Source organism: Candidatus Rhodoblastus alkanivorans, assembly GCF_022760755.1.
GTDB lineage: Bacteria > Pseudomonadota > Alphaproteobacteria > Rhizobiales > Beijerinckiaceae > Rhodoblastus > Rhodoblastus alkanivorans.
In genome coordinates, this window is the sequence record NZ_JAIVFP010000001.1 from 285,262 (window position 1) to 299,658 (window position 14,397).

The 14,397-nt window shown below is 61.3% G+C and carries 16 protein-coding genes and 1 tRNA gene; 13 read left to right on the top strand and 4 right to left on the bottom strand.

Going from position 1 to position 14,397, the window contains the following annotated elements; translation table 11 throughout:
- The first annotated feature begins 40 nt into the window (after positions 1-40).
- The 12 genes from K2U94_RS01305 to K2U94_RS01360 all read left to right on the top strand — a co-directional run bounded on the left by K2U94_RS01305 (position 41) and on the right by K2U94_RS01360 (position 9,799).
- A complete protein-coding gene (locus K2U94_RS01305; RefSeq protein ID WP_243065489.1) occupies positions 41-283 on the top strand; it encodes a hypothetical protein in 243 nt (80 codons plus the stop codon).
- Between the two features lie 8 nt (positions 284-291).
- Positions 292-1,563, top strand: a complete 1,272-nt coding sequence (lysA, locus tag K2U94_RS01310; RefSeq protein WP_243065490.1) for a diaminopimelate decarboxylase — start codon at positions 292-294, stop codon at positions 1,561-1,563.
- A gap of 49 nt (positions 1,564-1,612) precedes the next feature.
- On the top strand, positions 1,613-4,123 hold the full coding sequence (locus K2U94_RS01315; RefSeq protein ID WP_243065491.1) for a TIGR02302 family protein: 2,511 nt from the start codon (positions 1,613-1,615) through the stop codon (positions 4,121-4,123).
- A gap of 122 nt (positions 4,124-4,245) precedes the next feature.
- Positions 4,246-4,434 (top strand): twin transmembrane helix small protein, encoded by a 189-nt coding sequence (locus tag K2U94_RS01320; protein WP_243065492.1) that lies wholly within the window; start codon positions 4,246-4,248, stop codon positions 4,432-4,434.
- 22 nt (positions 4,435-4,456) lie between these two features.
- A complete protein-coding gene (locus K2U94_RS01325) occupies positions 4,457-5,032 on the top strand; it encodes a cob(I)yrinic acid a,c-diamide adenosyltransferase (protein WP_243065493.1) in 576 nt (191 codons plus the stop codon).
- A gap of 270 nt (positions 5,033-5,302) precedes the next feature.
- The gene (locus tag K2U94_RS01330; protein WP_243065494.1) at positions 5,303-6,049 is read left to right on the top strand and encodes an electron transfer flavoprotein subunit beta/FixA family protein; all 747 of its coding nucleotides are present in this window, start codon (positions 5,303-5,305) and stop codon (positions 6,047-6,049) included.
- Complete coding sequence (locus tag K2U94_RS01335; RefSeq protein ID WP_243065495.1) at positions 6,049-6,990, top strand: electron transfer flavoprotein subunit alpha/FixB family protein; 942 nt, start codon at positions 6,049-6,051, stop codon at positions 6,988-6,990. Before K2U94_RS01330 ends, K2U94_RS01335 begins: the two co-directional genes overlap by 1 nt.
- Before the next feature lie 69 nt (positions 6,991-7,059).
- Positions 7,060-7,941 (top strand): 3-hydroxybutyryl-CoA dehydrogenase, encoded by an 882-nt coding sequence (locus K2U94_RS01340; RefSeq protein WP_243065496.1) that lies wholly within the window; start codon positions 7,060-7,062, stop codon positions 7,939-7,941.
- A 218-nt stretch (positions 7,942-8,159) separates the two neighbouring features.
- Positions 8,160-8,351 (top strand): hypothetical protein, encoded by a 192-nt coding sequence (locus K2U94_RS01345; protein WP_243065497.1) that lies wholly within the window; start codon positions 8,160-8,162, stop codon positions 8,349-8,351.
- A complete protein-coding gene (locus K2U94_RS01350) occupies positions 8,348-8,914 on the top strand; it encodes an HNH endonuclease (protein WP_243065498.1) in 567 nt (188 codons plus the stop codon). Before K2U94_RS01345 ends, K2U94_RS01350 begins: the two co-directional genes overlap by 4 nt.
- A 173-nt stretch (positions 8,915-9,087) precedes the next feature.
- A complete protein-coding gene (locus tag K2U94_RS01355; RefSeq protein ID WP_243065499.1) occupies positions 9,088-9,459 on the top strand; it encodes a TIGR02300 family protein in 372 nt (123 codons plus the stop codon).
- Between the two features lie 264 nt (positions 9,460-9,723).
- Positions 9,724-9,799: transfer RNA gene (locus K2U94_RS01360), tRNA-Ala, on the top strand.
- Positions 9,800-9,817: 18 nt separating this feature from the next.
- On the opposite strand, the gene K2U94_RS01365 is transcribed toward K2U94_RS01360, so the two are convergent.
- Together K2U94_RS01365 and mepA are read right to left on the bottom strand one after the other, a co-directional pair.
- A complete protein-coding gene (locus tag K2U94_RS01365; RefSeq protein WP_243065500.1) occupies positions 9,818-11,197 on the bottom strand; it encodes a malonyl-CoA decarboxylase in 1,380 nt (459 codons plus the stop codon).
- 126 nt (positions 11,198-11,323) lie between these two features.
- Entirely contained in the window at positions 11,324-12,271 is a 948-nt protein-coding gene (mepA, locus tag K2U94_RS01370; protein ID WP_243065501.1) for a penicillin-insensitive murein endopeptidase, read from the bottom strand.
- 95 nt (positions 12,272-12,366) lie between these two features.
- Between mepA and K2U94_RS01375 the strand changes: the two genes are divergently transcribed.
- Positions 12,367-12,978 (top strand): L,D-transpeptidase, encoded by a 612-nt coding sequence (locus K2U94_RS01375; protein ID WP_243065502.1) that lies wholly within the window; start codon positions 12,367-12,369, stop codon positions 12,976-12,978.
- Positions 12,979-12,980: 2 nt separating this feature from the next.
- Here the strand turns inward: K2U94_RS01375 and K2U94_RS01380 are convergent, their stop codons facing one another.
- The gene (locus K2U94_RS01380) at positions 12,981-13,262 is read right to left on the bottom strand and encodes a SemiSWEET family sugar transporter (protein WP_243065503.1); all 282 of its coding nucleotides are present in this window, start codon (positions 13,260-13,262) and stop codon (positions 12,981-12,983) included.
- A gap of 32 nt (positions 13,263-13,294) precedes the next feature.
- Positions 13,295-14,383, bottom strand: coding sequence for a heat-inducible transcriptional repressor HrcA (gene hrcA / locus K2U94_RS01385; RefSeq protein WP_243065504.1), 1,089 nt, complete (start codon positions 14,381-14,383; stop codon positions 13,295-13,297).
- Positions 14,384-14,397: the final 14 nt, after the last annotated feature.

The following is a 14,397-nucleotide window of genomic DNA, read 5'->3' on the forward strand; positions in this document are numbered from 1 at the left end:
TATGGTCCGCGCCATTCGCGCGAATTTCGGGAGTGGCGCATTGACCTGTCGAAGCCTTATCAAGACGGCGCTGCTGGCCGCCGCCCTGTCGGGCGCGCTCCTGCTCGAAGGATGCGGCCGGCGCGGCCCGCCGGTTCCCGTCGACTCCGCCGCCGCGCAGAAGACTGGCGAGGGCGCCAATGCGACGGCGCAGCCCCACCAGAAACTGCCGACCGGCCTCGATCCCTATTCGCTGAAGGCCGGAGCGCGCAAGACGCCCACGCCCTTCGACTTTCTCCTCTAAGGCCCGGCATGCATTTCTTCGATTACAGGAACGGCGTGCTGCATGCCGAGGGCGTCCCTTTGCCGGAGATGGCGAAGGCGGTCGAAACCCCGTTCTATTGTTACAGCGCGGCGACGATCCGCCGCCATTACCAGGTCTTTTCACAGGCCTTGAGCGATTTCGACGCCCTGGTCTGTTACGCGATGAAAGCCAATTCCAACCAGGCGGTGCTGACGCTGCTCAGCCGGATGGGCGCCGGGATGGATGTCGTGTCGGAGGGCGAATTGCGGCGCGCTCGCGCCGCGGGCGTTCCCGGCGACCGCGTCACCTTTTCCGGCGTCGGCAAGACCGACCGCGAAATCGCTCTGGCGCTCGATTACGGCATTCTTTGTTTCAATGTCGAATCCGACCCCGAATTGGAGCGCATCTCGCAAATCGCGTCGTCGCGCTGCCAGAAAGCTCGCATCGCCATTCGCGTCAATCCGGACGTGGACGCCAGAACCCACGCCAAAATCTCGACCGGCAAATCGGAAAACAAATTCGGAATTCCTATTTCCGTCGCCCGCGAGGTTTATGCGCGCGCCAGGAAACTCCCCGGCGTCGAGGTCGCCGGCGTGGACATGCATATCGGCTCGCAGATCACCGACCTCGCGCCTTTTGACGACGCCTTCGCTATTCTGGCTGATTTCGTGCGGGAATTGCGGGCCGAAGGACACCCCATCGGCCATGTCGATCTCGGCGGCGGCCTTGGCATACCCTATTCCGAACGCGACAATCCGGAAAGCTATCGGCCTGAACTCTATGCCGAAATCGTTCGCCGCCACATCAAGCCGCTTGGCGCGAGGCTTATTTTCGAACCAGGCCGGCTGATCGTCGGCAATGCCGGAATTCTCGTGACCCGCGTCATTTATGTGAAACATGGCGCGGCGAAGAATTTCATCATCGTTGACGCCGCGATGAACGATCTCGTCCGGCCGACGCTTTATGAAGCCCATCACGATATTTTCCCGGTGGTCGCGCCCGGCGACGGCTCTGAGCGCATCAAGGCCGATCTCGTCGGGCCTGTCTGCGAGACCGGAGATTTCCTCGCACGAAGCCGCGATTTGCCTGAACCCCGGCCCGGCGACCTGCTGGCGGTCATGTCCGCTGGCGCCTATGGCGCCGTCCAGGCCGGCACCTATAATTCCCGGCTCCTGGTTCCAGAGCTTCTCGTCGATGGCGACCGCCATGCGGTGATCCGGCCGCGCGGCGATTACGAGAGTTTGATCGGCCTCGACAAAGTTCCGCCCTGGTTGACATGAAGTCTCCCTTCGGCGCGAAATGATTGCGGGCAAATCGAGGCGCCGCAGAGTGAAGCAATATCTATTGGGTTGGCGAGAGGCGGTCCGCGCCCGGATCGCGGATTGGCGAAGGGCGCGACCGCGCCGCCTTACTGTTCTTGCCTGGGGCGCGATCGCTTTCGAGCGTTTCCTCCGCGCTTTTTTTCCGGTCCTCATCGTCGTTGCATTTTTTGTGGCGCTGAGCTGGACAGGAATCTGGCTTGGCGCGCCCTCCTTTCTTCGCATTCTCGGGGTTTCGGCTCTGATCGGCGCACTGGTCGCCTCGCTGATCGGCCTGCGCGCCTTTGTCTGGCCCAGGGCCGGCGAGGCCCGCGACGCGCTCGACGCGGGGGATCCCACCGCGCCCGCCGCCGCTCTGGCAGACAATTTGGCGAACAGCGGCGACCCCCAGACGCAAAGCCTTTGGCGCCTTCATCAGCGCCGCGCCGAAAAACGCGCGGCTCGGCTTCGGCTTGTCTTGCCCGCGCCTCGACTTTGGTCGGCCGACCCTTACGCCATAGGCGCCCTTGCCGTCCTGGCGCTTTTTGCGACGGGACTGCTTGCCGGACCGGAAAAATACGCCCGTGTCGCCGCCGCCTTTGACTGGCGGTGGCGTCCTGCACATAGCGCCCCTTCGCGCATTGACGCCTGGATCGATCCGCCGCCCTATACCGGCAGGCCGCCGATCGTCCTTCCGCTGAGAACCAAAAGCGAGGGCGGCGGCGCAATTTCCGCGCCTGTCGGCTCGTCGATCATCATCCGCGCCGTCAACGCCGGCGATCTTCGCATCGTCGCCCAAGGCGGCGTCGAAGCCGCAAAGCCCGCAGCGACCCACGACGCCGCGTCCAAGGATCGACGTTTCCTGCTGCGCGGCGACGGGCGCTTGAGCCTTGGTCTTGGCGCAGGCGAAATCGCGAGCCTGGCTCTCAAGGCCATTCCCGACCTCCCACCGAAGATCACGCCGATCGCCGCGCCGAAGACCAATCTTCGCGGTTCGTTCGAGTTGCGGTATCGCATCGAGGACGACTATGGCGCGCATGACGCGGAGCTTTCCGCGAAACTGGTTTCGGGCCAAACCTCTCTGAACGCCCATCCGCTCGTACAACCGCCAAAAGGGTCGCTCGAATTGCCGACAGGGCCCGGCGCGTTGGGCGAGGGCGCGACCATCGTCGATTGGAGCGACAGTCCCTATGCCGGCGCTCGCGTCGATTTGACTTTGGCGGTTCACGACGACGCCGGCAATGAAGGTCGCGCCACCATCAAGAATTACGTCCTGCCCGGAAAGATTTTCAGGAATCCGCTCGCGCTCGCCCTAGTGGAACAAAGACGAATCCTCGCCCTTGACGCTTGGCAAAGGGACAGAGTGCTGACGGCCATCGACGCGCTGACGATGTCGCCGGAGCTTTTCATGCCCAATCTGGGCGTCTATCTCGGGCTTCGCTTCGCGCATGATTCGCTTCGTCACGCCCGCAACGACGCCGATCTCACGGCCGTCGTCGACCTGCTTTGGAATATGGCCCTGCGGATCGAGGAAGGCGACGTTCCGCAGGCCGAACGCGACCTGAAGGCGGCCGAACAGGCCCTGCGCGACGCCCTCAAGAAGGGCGCCTCGCAGCAGGAAATCGCGCGACTGACGGAACAATTGCAGAAGGCGCTCGATCGCTATCTCGCCGCGATGCAGGAAAGGGCCGCCAAGCAAAGCAAAGCGGACGAAATGACGCCCGGCGACCAACGTTTGGTGACGCCGAAGGATTTCAAATCCATGCTCGACCAGATGGCGGAAGCGGCCCGCCAGGGCGACAAGGACGCCGCCATGCGGATGCTCGATCGCCTCCAGGATATGCTCGAAAATCTCCGCGAGGCGCGGCAATCCAAAGGCGCGAGCGAAGCCGCGCGCAACCGCCGGATGATGCGCGATATCGATAATATGATGCGCGAACAGCAAAAGCTGCGCGACGACACTTATGCGCGCGATCGCGAAAACGACGGGCAATCGGATTCTCAGGAGCGCGGCGAAAAGCCCGCGAGCCCGGAACGGCAGGGCGAGACGTCTCAGGGGCAAAATGACCAGGCTCTTCAAAACGAACTCGCGCGACGTCAGGAACGCTTGCGTGAAAAACTCGATTCGCTCAGGGGGCAGGCGGAAGGCGCTGCGCGTGGGAAATCGAAGGGCTTGGCCGAGGCCGCTGAGGCGATGCGTCAGGCCGAGAACGCCCTGAAGAACGGAGACGCCGCTTCCGCTACGGGCGCACAGGGGCGCGCGTTGGAGGGCCTGCGCAAGGGCGCCGCCGAAGCCGCCGCCGCGCAGGGCGAGGGCAACGGCCAGGGCGATGGCCAGGAGGCGGGTCAAAAAAATGGGCAGGGGTTCAAGGGGCGCAACAGCGAAGGACGTTTCGGCAGTGCTAACAGACAGAACAATGTCGACGCGACCACCGCGCAAAGAGCGAGGAAAGTTCTGGAGGAACTTCGTCGGCGCCTGTCAGATCCCAACCGCGCCCGCGAAGAACTCGATTATCTCGAACGCTTGATCAGACCCGACTAGAGAGTCCCAATCCGGTTGATTCGGATCGGAGCTCTCGTTTTTTGACGCGTTTTCTTCACGCGAACCGGTGGCCATTTCGCTTGAAAACGCTCTCAGCCCGGCCGCAACAGGATTACGAGGGAATGGGCAATATTTCCAATTTACTTCCCGCCGCGGCTTTCGCTGCTGTCGCGCTGGTGCTGCTGATGGGACTGGCCAATATGCTGCGCGGCGGCAGCCCCAATCTGTCGCAGACGCTGATGCGCTGGCGCGTGGGGCTGCAATTGGTAGCTCTCATCGTCATCATGACCGTTCTGTTCCTACGCCGATGAAATCCCGCGAATAGAAGCTCACATGGTCAAACTGAACAAAATCTACACGAAAACCGGAGACGACGGCTCGACAGGCCTCGCGAATGGCGAGAGGCGCCCTAAGAGCGACGCCCGGGTCGAGGCTTACGGCGATGTGGACGAGGCCAATTCCGCGATTGGCCTCGCGCGATTGTCCACGGCCGACATGCCCGAACTCGACGCGATGCTGGAGCGCGTACAGAACGATCTGTTCGATCTGGGCGCCGACCTCGCGACGCCGCCTTCCGACCGGCCGCTCGGCTATGAGCCGCTGCGAATCGTCGCGTCCCAAGTCGCCAGGCTTGAAGACGAAATCGATGCACTGAACGTCCGGCTGAGCCCGCTGCGCTCGTTCGTTCTGCCGGGTGGATCGCCCGCATCCGCCGCGCTGCACCTCGCGCGCGCGATCTCGCGGCGGGCCGAACGACGAATGGTCGCGCTGGCGGCGGCGGGCGAAATCGTCAGCCCGCCCGCTTTGCAATTCATCAATCGTCTGTCGGATTTTCTTTTCGTCGCCGCACGCGTCGCCAATCGAGACGGCGCCGATGACGTGCTCTGGAAACCGGGCCAGAATCGATAGGTCCCTGGCGACGTCGGCCGATCATCGATAGCCACTTGACAGCGCCGGCGCGGCGATGGCGTTGACTTGCTATAACGCGGCGATTACCAGTTGGTTCAACTGTTTCCCTTCGCCGGAAGCCGCCCCCAGACGCAGGTTTCAGGCGATCATAGGAAGAAGAAGACCCGCTTATCCCGCTTGGAAGCTTGAGCAAACGAAGACCGAAATCGTCGCAAGTTTAAGCCTGTTCCCGCGCGCTGAGCGGAAAGAGGCTCCTGGAGGTTGAAACCGATGAAAATTCTTGTGCCCGTGAAGCGGGTTGTTGATTACAATGTGAAGATCAGAGTGAAGACGGATGGGTCCGGCGTTGAGCTGGCCAATGTGAAGATGTCGATGAACCCATTCGACGAGATCGCCGTCGAAGAAGCGCTTCGTCTGAAGGAAGCCGGCAAAGCGACCGAAATCGTCGTCGTCTCGATCGGCCCGCAGCAGGCGACCGAGACGCTTCGCACCGGCCTCGCCATGGGCGCGGATCGCGGCATTCTGGTCAAGACCGATGAGGCCGTCGAGCCGCTGGCGGTCGCCAAGATTCTGAAAAGCGTCGCCGCCGAGGAAGAGCCCGGCCTGATCATTCTCGGCAAGCAGGCGATCGACGACGATTCCAACCAGACCGGCCAGATGCTCGCAGCATTGCTCGGCTGGGGCCAAGGCACCTTCGCCTCCAAGGTCGAACTGGCCGACGGCTCGGTCGATGTCACGCGCGAGGTTGATGGCGGCTTGCAGACCGTGACCCTGAAGACGCCGGCGGTCGTGACCACCGACCTGCGCCTCAACGAGCCGCGCTACGCCTCGCTGCCCAATATCATGAAGGCCAAGAAGAAGCCGATCGCCGAAAAGACCCCGGCCGATTACGGCGTGGATGTGACGCCGCGCCTGAAGGTGCTCAAGACCACGGAGCCTCCGACCCGCAAGGCGGGCGTGAAGGTGGGCTCGGTCGCCGAGCTGGTCGCGAAATTGAAAGATGCAGGGGCGCTGTGATGACGATTCTTCTCCTTGCCGAAGTCCACAACGGCCATCTCAACGATTCGACCGCCAAGGCCCTGACCGCGGCGAGCGCGCTCGGCGGCCCGGTGCATGTTCTGGTCGTGGGCGCGGGCGATGAAGCCGCGCAGGCGGCGGCGAAGCTCGCGGGCGTGGAAAAAGTGCTGACCGCCTCGGGCGAGGCCTTCGCGCACGGCCTGGCCGAGCCTCTGGCCGACCTGATCGTGTCGCTCGCGCCGTCCTATGACGCGATCGTCGCCCCGGCGACCTCGACCGGCAAGAACGTGCTGCCGCGCGTCGCCGCGTTGCTGGATGTCGCGCAGGTGTCGGAAATCTCCAAGGTGATTTCGCCCGACACGTTCGAGCGCCCGATCTATGCCGGCAACGCCGTGCAGACGGTGCAGGCGACGGACGCGAAGAAGGTGATCACGGTGCGGACCTCGACCTTCCCGGCGACCGGCGAGGGTGGTTCGGCGGCGATCGAAGCGATCAGCGGACCCGCCGGAGCAGGCCTGTCGTCTTTCAAGAGCGAGGCGCTCGCCGTCTCGGATCGTCCCGAACTGACATCCGCCAAAATCATCATCTCGGGCGGGCGCGCGATGCAGAACGCCGAGAACTTCAAGACCTATATCGAGCCGGTGGCCGACAAGCTGGGCGCGGCCATGGGCGCCTCGCGCGCCGCTGTCGACGCGGGTTATGCGCCCAACGACTGGCAGGTCGGCCAAACCGGCAAGGTGGTGGCGCCGGAGCTTTACATCGCGGTGGGGATTTCCGGCGCGATCCAGCATCTGGCCGGCATGAAGGACTCCAAGGTCATCGTCGCCATCAACAAGGACGAGGAGGCGCCGATCTTCCAGGTCGCCGATTACGGCCTCGTCGCCGATCTCTATTCCGCCTTACCGGAATTTAAGGAAGAACTCTCGAAAATCGGTCGATAGAATAAATGCGATGGCGGCGATTGTAACCTATGATCGCCGCCGTTTTCATGCGCCGCTCGGGAAAAGGTCATGGCTTTCGAAATTCGCAAAATCGGCGTGGTCGGCGCGGGGCAGATGGGCTCCGGAATCGCGCAAGTGAGCGCGTCGGCCGGATTTGACGTCCTCATGAACGATATTTCCGAAGATCGGATTCAGGCGGCGATCTCCAGAATCGACGGAAATCTGAGCCGCCTGGTCGAACGCGACGCGATGACGGCCGGCGACAAAGCCGCAGCTCTGAGGCGGATCAAGCCCGCCTTGACCTTCAACGATCTGGCGTCGGCCGATCTTGTGATCGAGGCGGCGACAGAGAATGAAGAGGTCAAACGGAAAATTTTGTCGGACGTTTGCTTGCCGCTCAAGCCGGGCGCGATCATTGCAACCAATACATCGTCGATTTCCATCACCCGACTTGCTTCGACGACGAACCGGCCCGGCCGCTTCATCGGCATACATTTCATGAACCCGGTTCCACGGATGCAACTGGTGGAACTCATTCGCGGTATTGCAACGGACGATGAAACCTTCACCGCGGCGCGCAACTATATTGAAACGCTGCACAAGACGGTGACGGTTTCCGAAGACTTCCCCGCGTTCATCGTCAACCGGATTCTGTTGCCGATGATCAACGAAGCCATTTACACGCTCTACGAGGGCGTGGGCACGGTCGACGCCATCGACACGGCTATGCGCCTTGGCGCGAACCATCCCATGGGGCCATTGCAACTCGCCGACTTCATCGGCCTCGATACCTGCCTTTCGATCATGCAGGTCTTGCACGAAGGCCTCGCCGATTCGAAATATCGACCCTGCCCTTTGTTGGTGAAATATGTCGAGGCAGGCTGGCTCGGCCGAAAAACCCAACGCGGCTTCTACGACTATCGTAGCGGGGCGCCTATCCCGACACGATAGGACGCCAGATTTTTGGAAAATGCCCGCGGCGCCTTCACAAAGGCGTCATGGCGCCTATAGATTATCCGCACCCGAAAACGGGCTCGCAAATCGAGTCGTTTTTTCCGGAGGCGAGTTATGAAGGGGCAGTTGCGGCCGAAACGCGCGCCTGGGGTTTTTCCCGGATCGGCGGTTTCGTCTGCGGATTCGGTCCCGCCCAGCAGAAAAGGGAGGTGGGCGTGATCGCCGCGTTTCTGCATAGTCGCCAAGAGGCGACGGATGCGGAAACGGTGGGCTTCGGCGCCGCGCCTCTCGAAATTGCCGCTCTTTCAATATTTCTCCTGCCGGAGCGCATTGTTCGAACCCGCGCCGTGGCGACGCGCACCGTAGCAAAGATTGCCCGCGAACCGTCTTTGCGGGGCGCCCGATGAACGCTCCGGTCGCCAATCTGCGCACACTCGTACTGAACGCCGACATGCAGCCGGTGAGTTGGGCGCCTCTGTCGATTTGGAGTTGGCAGGATGCGCTGGTCGCGCTGCTGAAGGGTCGCGTTTATCCCGTTGCGACCTATGAAGACGTCGTCGTGCGATCCGCCAATAAATCCTTCGAAGTCCCATCGGTCGTGGCCCTCAAGGCCTATCACCGGCGCAAGACGATCGCTTTCACGCGTTATCACGTTTTCCTGCGCGATGAGTTTACTTGCCAATATTGCGGAGAGAAGGGTCTGGCGAAAGACCTGACCTTCGACCATGTCATCCCGCGCTCCAAGGGCGGTTCAACGACCTGGTCGAATATTGTGGCCTGCTGCCAACGCGACAATTTGCTCAAAGCCGACATGACCCCGAAACAGGCGGGAATGAAGCTGAAACGCGCGCCATTTGAGCCGACGCCCTATCAATTGGATATGATCGCGCGGCGGCTTCCTCAGGCGAACAACGAATTGCACAAGACCTGGAACGACTTTCTCTATTGGGATTCGGAATTGGAACGCTGAGGGCGAGGACAGGGTGGCCCAACCGCGGAATCAGTCGTCACAACGCGCCGGCCGCGCCTGGAACTTTCCTGATCGAAACCGATTGACAGCGCAACGCGGCGCGAATAACCCGACCGTCCAACGGCTATCGACCGCCCGGTCCGCTGGCGGCCGACGACAAGAGGATTCCAAACGTGGCGAAACCGGAACTCGGCAGCAAACGGCAGTGTCAGAATTGCGGTGCAAAATTTTTCGATCTCAACAGGGATCCCATTCTCTGCCCGAAATGCGGGGCGACCTTCCAACCGCCCGCAGTGTCGCGTTCCGCGGCGCGCGCTGCGGCGGCCGAGGATGAAGAAACCGAATTGCCTGAATCCGCCGCCGAAATGGTGCCGCTTGAGGAAGCCGACGCCTCGGAGGACAAGGTCGCCGCTACGGTCGACGACGAGGTCGATCTGGGCGATGACGCTGGCGACGACGACACGTTCCTCGAGGAAGAGGAAGAAGACAATGACGATGTTTCCGACCTGATCGACAGCGACATCGAGACGGACGAAGAAGGCTGAAACGAAAGCCGTTCCATTCCGGTCCGGTTTTTCTCGCCCGCGTCAACGCAAGACGCGGGCGAATTTTTGCGCAGCGCCTAACCGTCGCCCGATAGGCCTTTCGAAGACGCGACCGAGAAATCTTCTACAAATCCGGCGGTCGAAAATTTTACCGCCGCGATGCTTAAAGGGCTTGTACCGCCGCCGCCTTGCCGCTATACACCCGCCCACGCCTCGCCGCTAAGCGGTTCGTCTTCCCAATGACTTAAGAGGCGGCAAAGTTATGGGGCCATAGCTCAGTTGGGAGAGCGCTTCAATGGCATTGAAGAGGTCGTCGGTTCGATTCCGTCTGGCTCCACCAAACTGACGCTTCCAATCTTTATGTCGTGGCGACGGGTCCACTTGGGCTCTGGCGCGAGAACATCGAACGTGTGTCGCCGCGTAGCAATTTCTTGACGGCGCTGGCGGCGACGACCTCTCCCTTGTTGAGAAAGGCCTCGTGATTGGCCTCGATCTCTTCAAGATCATAAAGGTAATTGACCATAATGCCGGCGGATTCGCGCAGCCCTTTCGGCGAGCGGTCGCCAAGCCAATTGATGCGTTCGAGCCGCGCCCCGTTGCCAAGATGGAACCGGGCGACGGGATCGACAGGGCGGCCCTTCTGCGATTTCGCCTTCAGAAAATATTCGGCCGCCATCGGCTCCAGCGCGCGACGCACGGCTTCCTGTTTCTCGGGGCTCTCGAGCCAATCATCGGTCATCAGCAGGTCGCGCAATGCCTGCTCCAGCCTTGAGATCGGCGGCGCGTCACCAGAGGACAGCCATTTCATAAATCCTGGGACGGGCGACAGGGTGACAAACTGATCCAGATGAGGCAATTCGCGGCGCAACTCCTCCACGACCTGTTTGATGAGAAAATTGCCAAACGAGACTCCGGATAATCCCTGCTGGCAATTCGAAATCGAATAGAACACGGCCGTGCGCGCTTTTTCCGGATGCTCGAGCGCCCGATCCGCCGCGAGCAGTCCCTGGATATTGTCAGGCATCGCCGCCGTCAGCGCGACTTCCACGAAAATGAGAGGTTCATCGATCAGAGCTGGATGGAAAAAGGCGTAGCAGCGTCGATCCTTCGGATCGATCCGGCGTCGCAGGTCGTCCCAATCATGGATTTGATGGACCGCCTCGTAACGAATGATTTTCTCCAGAATATTAGCTGGCGTTCCCCAGTCGATATGGCGCAGAACAAGAAAGCCTGGATTGAACCAGGAGTTAAAAAGATGCACAAAATCCGCGTCGATTAATGCGAATTCTGCAACCTCATTGCAAATTTTGAGCAAATCCACGCGCATCGCGACAAGATCCTTGGTGCCGCCGGGAGCGCGATTGAGTCGACGGAACAATTCCTGTCGGCGCGGCTCGGACATATAATGCAGGCGTGACGCCGCCGCGCCGTCCGGAGCCAGCCTGAACGCCTCGACCGCCCGCTCGAGTTGCGCCTGGTCCGGCCCGAACTCGCGAGCCAAAACCTCAAAAAAGCTTTTCCGCGCGGCTTCAGGCAGACGAGCAAAGGCGTCCAAAGTCTCGCGCGCAATGACGGCGCCCGTCGCTTCACCCCGGCCGGATAATAAGGCGCCGCAAAGCGCGAGGACATCCGCGGCGGTCACAGAGGCCTCGCTGAACGACCACGAGCGTCCGTCGAGCAGATTCCTCCCACGCTCGGCGATGCTCGTCAAAAGATCGGAAAAAAAGGCGTTGCTCATTCCGGCTCTCTCCCTGATGGATCCTAGGCGCTCCTCCGCAACGTCCACCTCTTGATCGGGCTGCTTGTTCGGCAGTCTCATGGACGAAGAACGTGAAATTAAGGCGAAGCCATTTCCGCCTGGCTCCTATTTCGCAACCAGAACGCGTCGGCATTCCGGCGGCAATTCCGCCATTGTCAGCGAGGGCCGGGGCTTGGCGTGAGGATTGAGTCTTGGATGAAGAACGGCGTCCGTGATCCACCAATTGAGCGAAGCATCGCAGCCGTCGCCGGGCGGAACGGGATCCTGCGGCCGACATTCTTCGTTCCCGGCCGGACAGGCGATCCGAACATGGAAATGGTAATTATGCCCATAATAGGGGCGAACGTTATGCAGCCACGACCGATCGCCGGTCGCGTCGCGGCACAGGGCTCTTTTGATGGCCGCATTCACGAAAACGCGCTCGACGATCGGATCGCGCGCGGCGGCGCGAATAATGCCTAGCTGACCCGGAGACCAGACGGAGCGATCCACGTCGAGGCCATTCCGGCGAACCATGTTCACCGCCGATATTGTCTCGCGCTCCCCACGCGAAAGCCTGCGTTCCAGCATCGGCGTAAGCCAGATATCGACGTCCAGGCCAATTTGGTGCGACGCATGGCCCGTGAGCATCGGCCCGCCCCGCGGCTGCGACATGTCGCCGACGAGAATCCCAGGCCAGCCGGCCTCGCTGGGCGCACGAGCCGCCAGGCGTTCGAGGAAGCCTATAAGAGCGGGATGCCCCCAATAACGGTCGCGGGACACGCGCATGACTTGCCAGGTCGCGCCATTGACCGGCAACGCCTTGGCGCCCGCGAGGCAGCCGCGCGAATAAAATCCGATGGAACGGGCAGAAAGCTGAGCGGGTTCGATCGCCCGACCAAACAATTGCTTCGCCGGGGTCGAAGGATCGTTGGGGTGCTTGAGGGGAGGCAGCGGCTTCGGGTCGAGCGTTCCCTTTTCCTGCGCCTCGGCGGCAAGGCCGAACGCGAACGCGGATGACAGAATTGCGAAAACACCGAGGGCCAGGCGAATGGATATTTTGCTCGATTTCATTCCATCAACCTTTATTTCATTCGAAACTTTACCGCGCCGCCGTAAATTGGAATGCTAGGCGGAGCTTGGAAAGTTAAGTTCGTCTGGAGCCCGTAATGCGTAAATTGGCTCAACTCCTCCTGGTTTTCGCTACATTCTTGATTGCGCCCGCCGCGTTGGCGCGGGTCCAGATATCCATCAATCTCTCAACTCAGAGGATGGACGTCCGCTCCTCCGACGGCCAAAGTTATTCCTGGCCGATCTCCTCCGCCCGCGCGGGCTATGTGACCCCGCGCGGCGTATATTCGGCGACATCTCTGCAAAGGATGCACTATTCCAAAAAATACCATAATTCGCCAATGCCGCATTCGATTTTCTTCCGTGGCGGCTATGCGATCCATGGAACTTATGCGACGCGCTCCCTCGGACGCCCGGCGTCGCACGGCTGCGTCCGAATTTCCCCTGCCAATGCCGCCCAGCTCTATTCCCTGGTGCGGGCGGAGGGCGCTACGATCAGGATCAGCGGCTCCCCGCCGCCCAGCCGCCCGTTCGCCAGCGAATGGCGCGATCGCAAGCATCACCACCATTATGCCTATAATGCCGGGCGCCATCATCGTCACTACGCCCATTACGCCGGGCGGCCTTACCATTCGTCCGTAATGTCCTATGCGCCCACCAGGCAGGGAACGTATCCAGCCGGCATATTTGGGGTCGTTCTCTCCCAATAGGTTCAAGCCGGGTTGTCGACCACCCTCGCGTCGTAACGCAGCTTGAGCAGGATGATAAGCGCATTGAGCGCTATGGTGATCGCATTGAACAACACGATCGACAGAGAGCCGATCAGGACGCCGTAAATCAGCCAAAGCATGCAGCCGACGACGAATGTCGCCTGGGTCGTCATCGAAATCGACTTCGCGTCCCTGCTCCGCAGAATTTTGACCGCCTGCGGCGTCCAGCACAAGGTCGTGAGCGTTCCGGCAAGGAACCCGACAAGTTCCGTTTCGGGAGCCATGCATATTCCTCCGTCGGGAGCCTCCCGGCCGTTCAGACGCCGCCATAGAGGCGCGCCATGACCCGGGCGGTATAATCGACCATGGGGACGACGCGCGCGTAATTGAGCCGCGTGGGTCCAATCACGCCGAGCACGCCGACGATTCGCCGTTGTGAATCGTGAAAGGGCGCGGCGATCATCGACGAGCCGGACAAAGAAAACAATTTGTTTTCCGAGCCAATGAAGATACGCACGCCCTCGCCCTCTTCGGCGCGGGAAAGCAGATCGATGACGTCCCGCTTTGTTTCGAGATCATCGAACAGCAGGCGGATACGCTCGAGATCGACCATCGCCGTCAAATCATCAAGGAGATTTGCGTGGCCGCGCACGATGAGGTTCTGGGCGGCGCCGGCCGGGCCGGCCCAAATCGCCAGGCCCGCGTCAACCAGCCGCGCGGTCAGCACATCCAGTTCAGCCTGAGCGGCGACGCGCGAAATCTCGATTTCGTCACGCACTTGCGACAAAGTCCGGCCCCGGACGCGCGAATTGAGGTAGTTGCTCGCCTCGACCAGGGCGGAGGCCGGAAGATCCGCGGGAACGGGCAGAATGCGGTTCTCGACGGAGCCGTCGTCCGAGACCAGGATCGCCAACGCCTTTTCCGGCTCAAGGCGCACGAATTCAATCTGTCTTAGGCGACTATTGTCCTTGCTTGTCAGAACGACGCCCGCTCCTCGCGTCAGACCCGATAGCAGGAGCCCGGCTTCCGACAGGGCGTCCTCCATGGTTCGTTCCCGCGACGCCGCGCAAATTTGCGCTTCGATCCGATCGCGCTCCAGTTCGGTGAGATCGCCGATCTGGAGGAGGGAATCGACGAAGAAGCGAAGCCCGAGTTCGGTCGGGAGGCGACCAGCGCTGGTATGAGGAGAATAGACCAGGCCCAACTCCTCCAGATCCTGCATTACGTTGCGCACCGAGGCGGGCGACAGCGGCACGGACAGAATACGGGAAAGGTGGCGTGAGCCGACCGGCTCGCCATGGGCAAGATAGGTCTCGACGATATTCTTGAAAATTTCGCGCGAGCGTTCATTAAGTCGCGAAAGCGACCCTGCGCTGGAGGCCAGGACGTCCGGATTTGCAGCCATATAAAATATTGACG

Excerpts from the sequence above, each read along its gene's own strand:
- K2U94_RS01335 (WP_243065495.1), top strand. The coding sequence starts at position 6,049 with ATGACGATTCTTCTCCTTGCCGAAGTCCACAACGGCCATCTCAACGAT.
- lysA (WP_243065490.1), top strand. The coding sequence starts at position 292 with ATGCATTTCTTCGATTACAGGAACGGCGTGCTGCATGCCGAGGGCGTC.
- mepA (WP_243065501.1), bottom strand. The coding sequence starts at position 12,271 with ATGAAATCGAGCAAAATATCCATTCGCCTGGCCCTCGGTGTTTTCGCA.
- K2U94_RS01375 (WP_243065502.1), top strand. The coding sequence starts at position 12,367 with ATGCGTAAATTGGCTCAACTCCTCCTGGTTTTCGCTACATTCTTGATT.
- K2U94_RS01380 (WP_243065503.1), bottom strand. The coding sequence starts at position 13,262 with ATGGCTCCCGAAACGGAACTTGTCGGGTTCCTTGCCGGAACGCTCACG.
- hrcA (WP_243065504.1), bottom strand. The coding sequence starts at position 14,383 with ATGGCTGCAAATCCGGACGTCCTGGCCTCCAGCGCAGGGTCGCTTTCG.
- K2U94_RS01320 (WP_243065492.1), top strand. The coding sequence starts at position 4,246 with ATGGGCAATATTTCCAATTTACTTCCCGCCGCGGCTTTCGCTGCTGTC.
- K2U94_RS01340 (WP_243065496.1), top strand. The coding sequence starts at position 7,060 with ATGGCTTTCGAAATTCGCAAAATCGGCGTGGTCGGCGCGGGGCAGATG.
- K2U94_RS01325 (WP_243065493.1), top strand. The coding sequence starts at position 4,457 with ATGGTCAAACTGAACAAAATCTACACGAAAACCGGAGACGACGGCTCG.
- K2U94_RS01330 (WP_243065494.1), top strand. The coding sequence starts at position 5,303 with ATGAAAATTCTTGTGCCCGTGAAGCGGGTTGTTGATTACAATGTGAAG.
- K2U94_RS01365 (WP_243065500.1), bottom strand. The coding sequence starts at position 11,197 with ATGAGCAACGCCTTTTTTTCCGATCTTTTGACGAGCATCGCCGAGCGT.
- K2U94_RS01350 (WP_243065498.1), top strand. The coding sequence starts at position 8,348 with ATGAACGCTCCGGTCGCCAATCTGCGCACACTCGTACTGAACGCCGAC.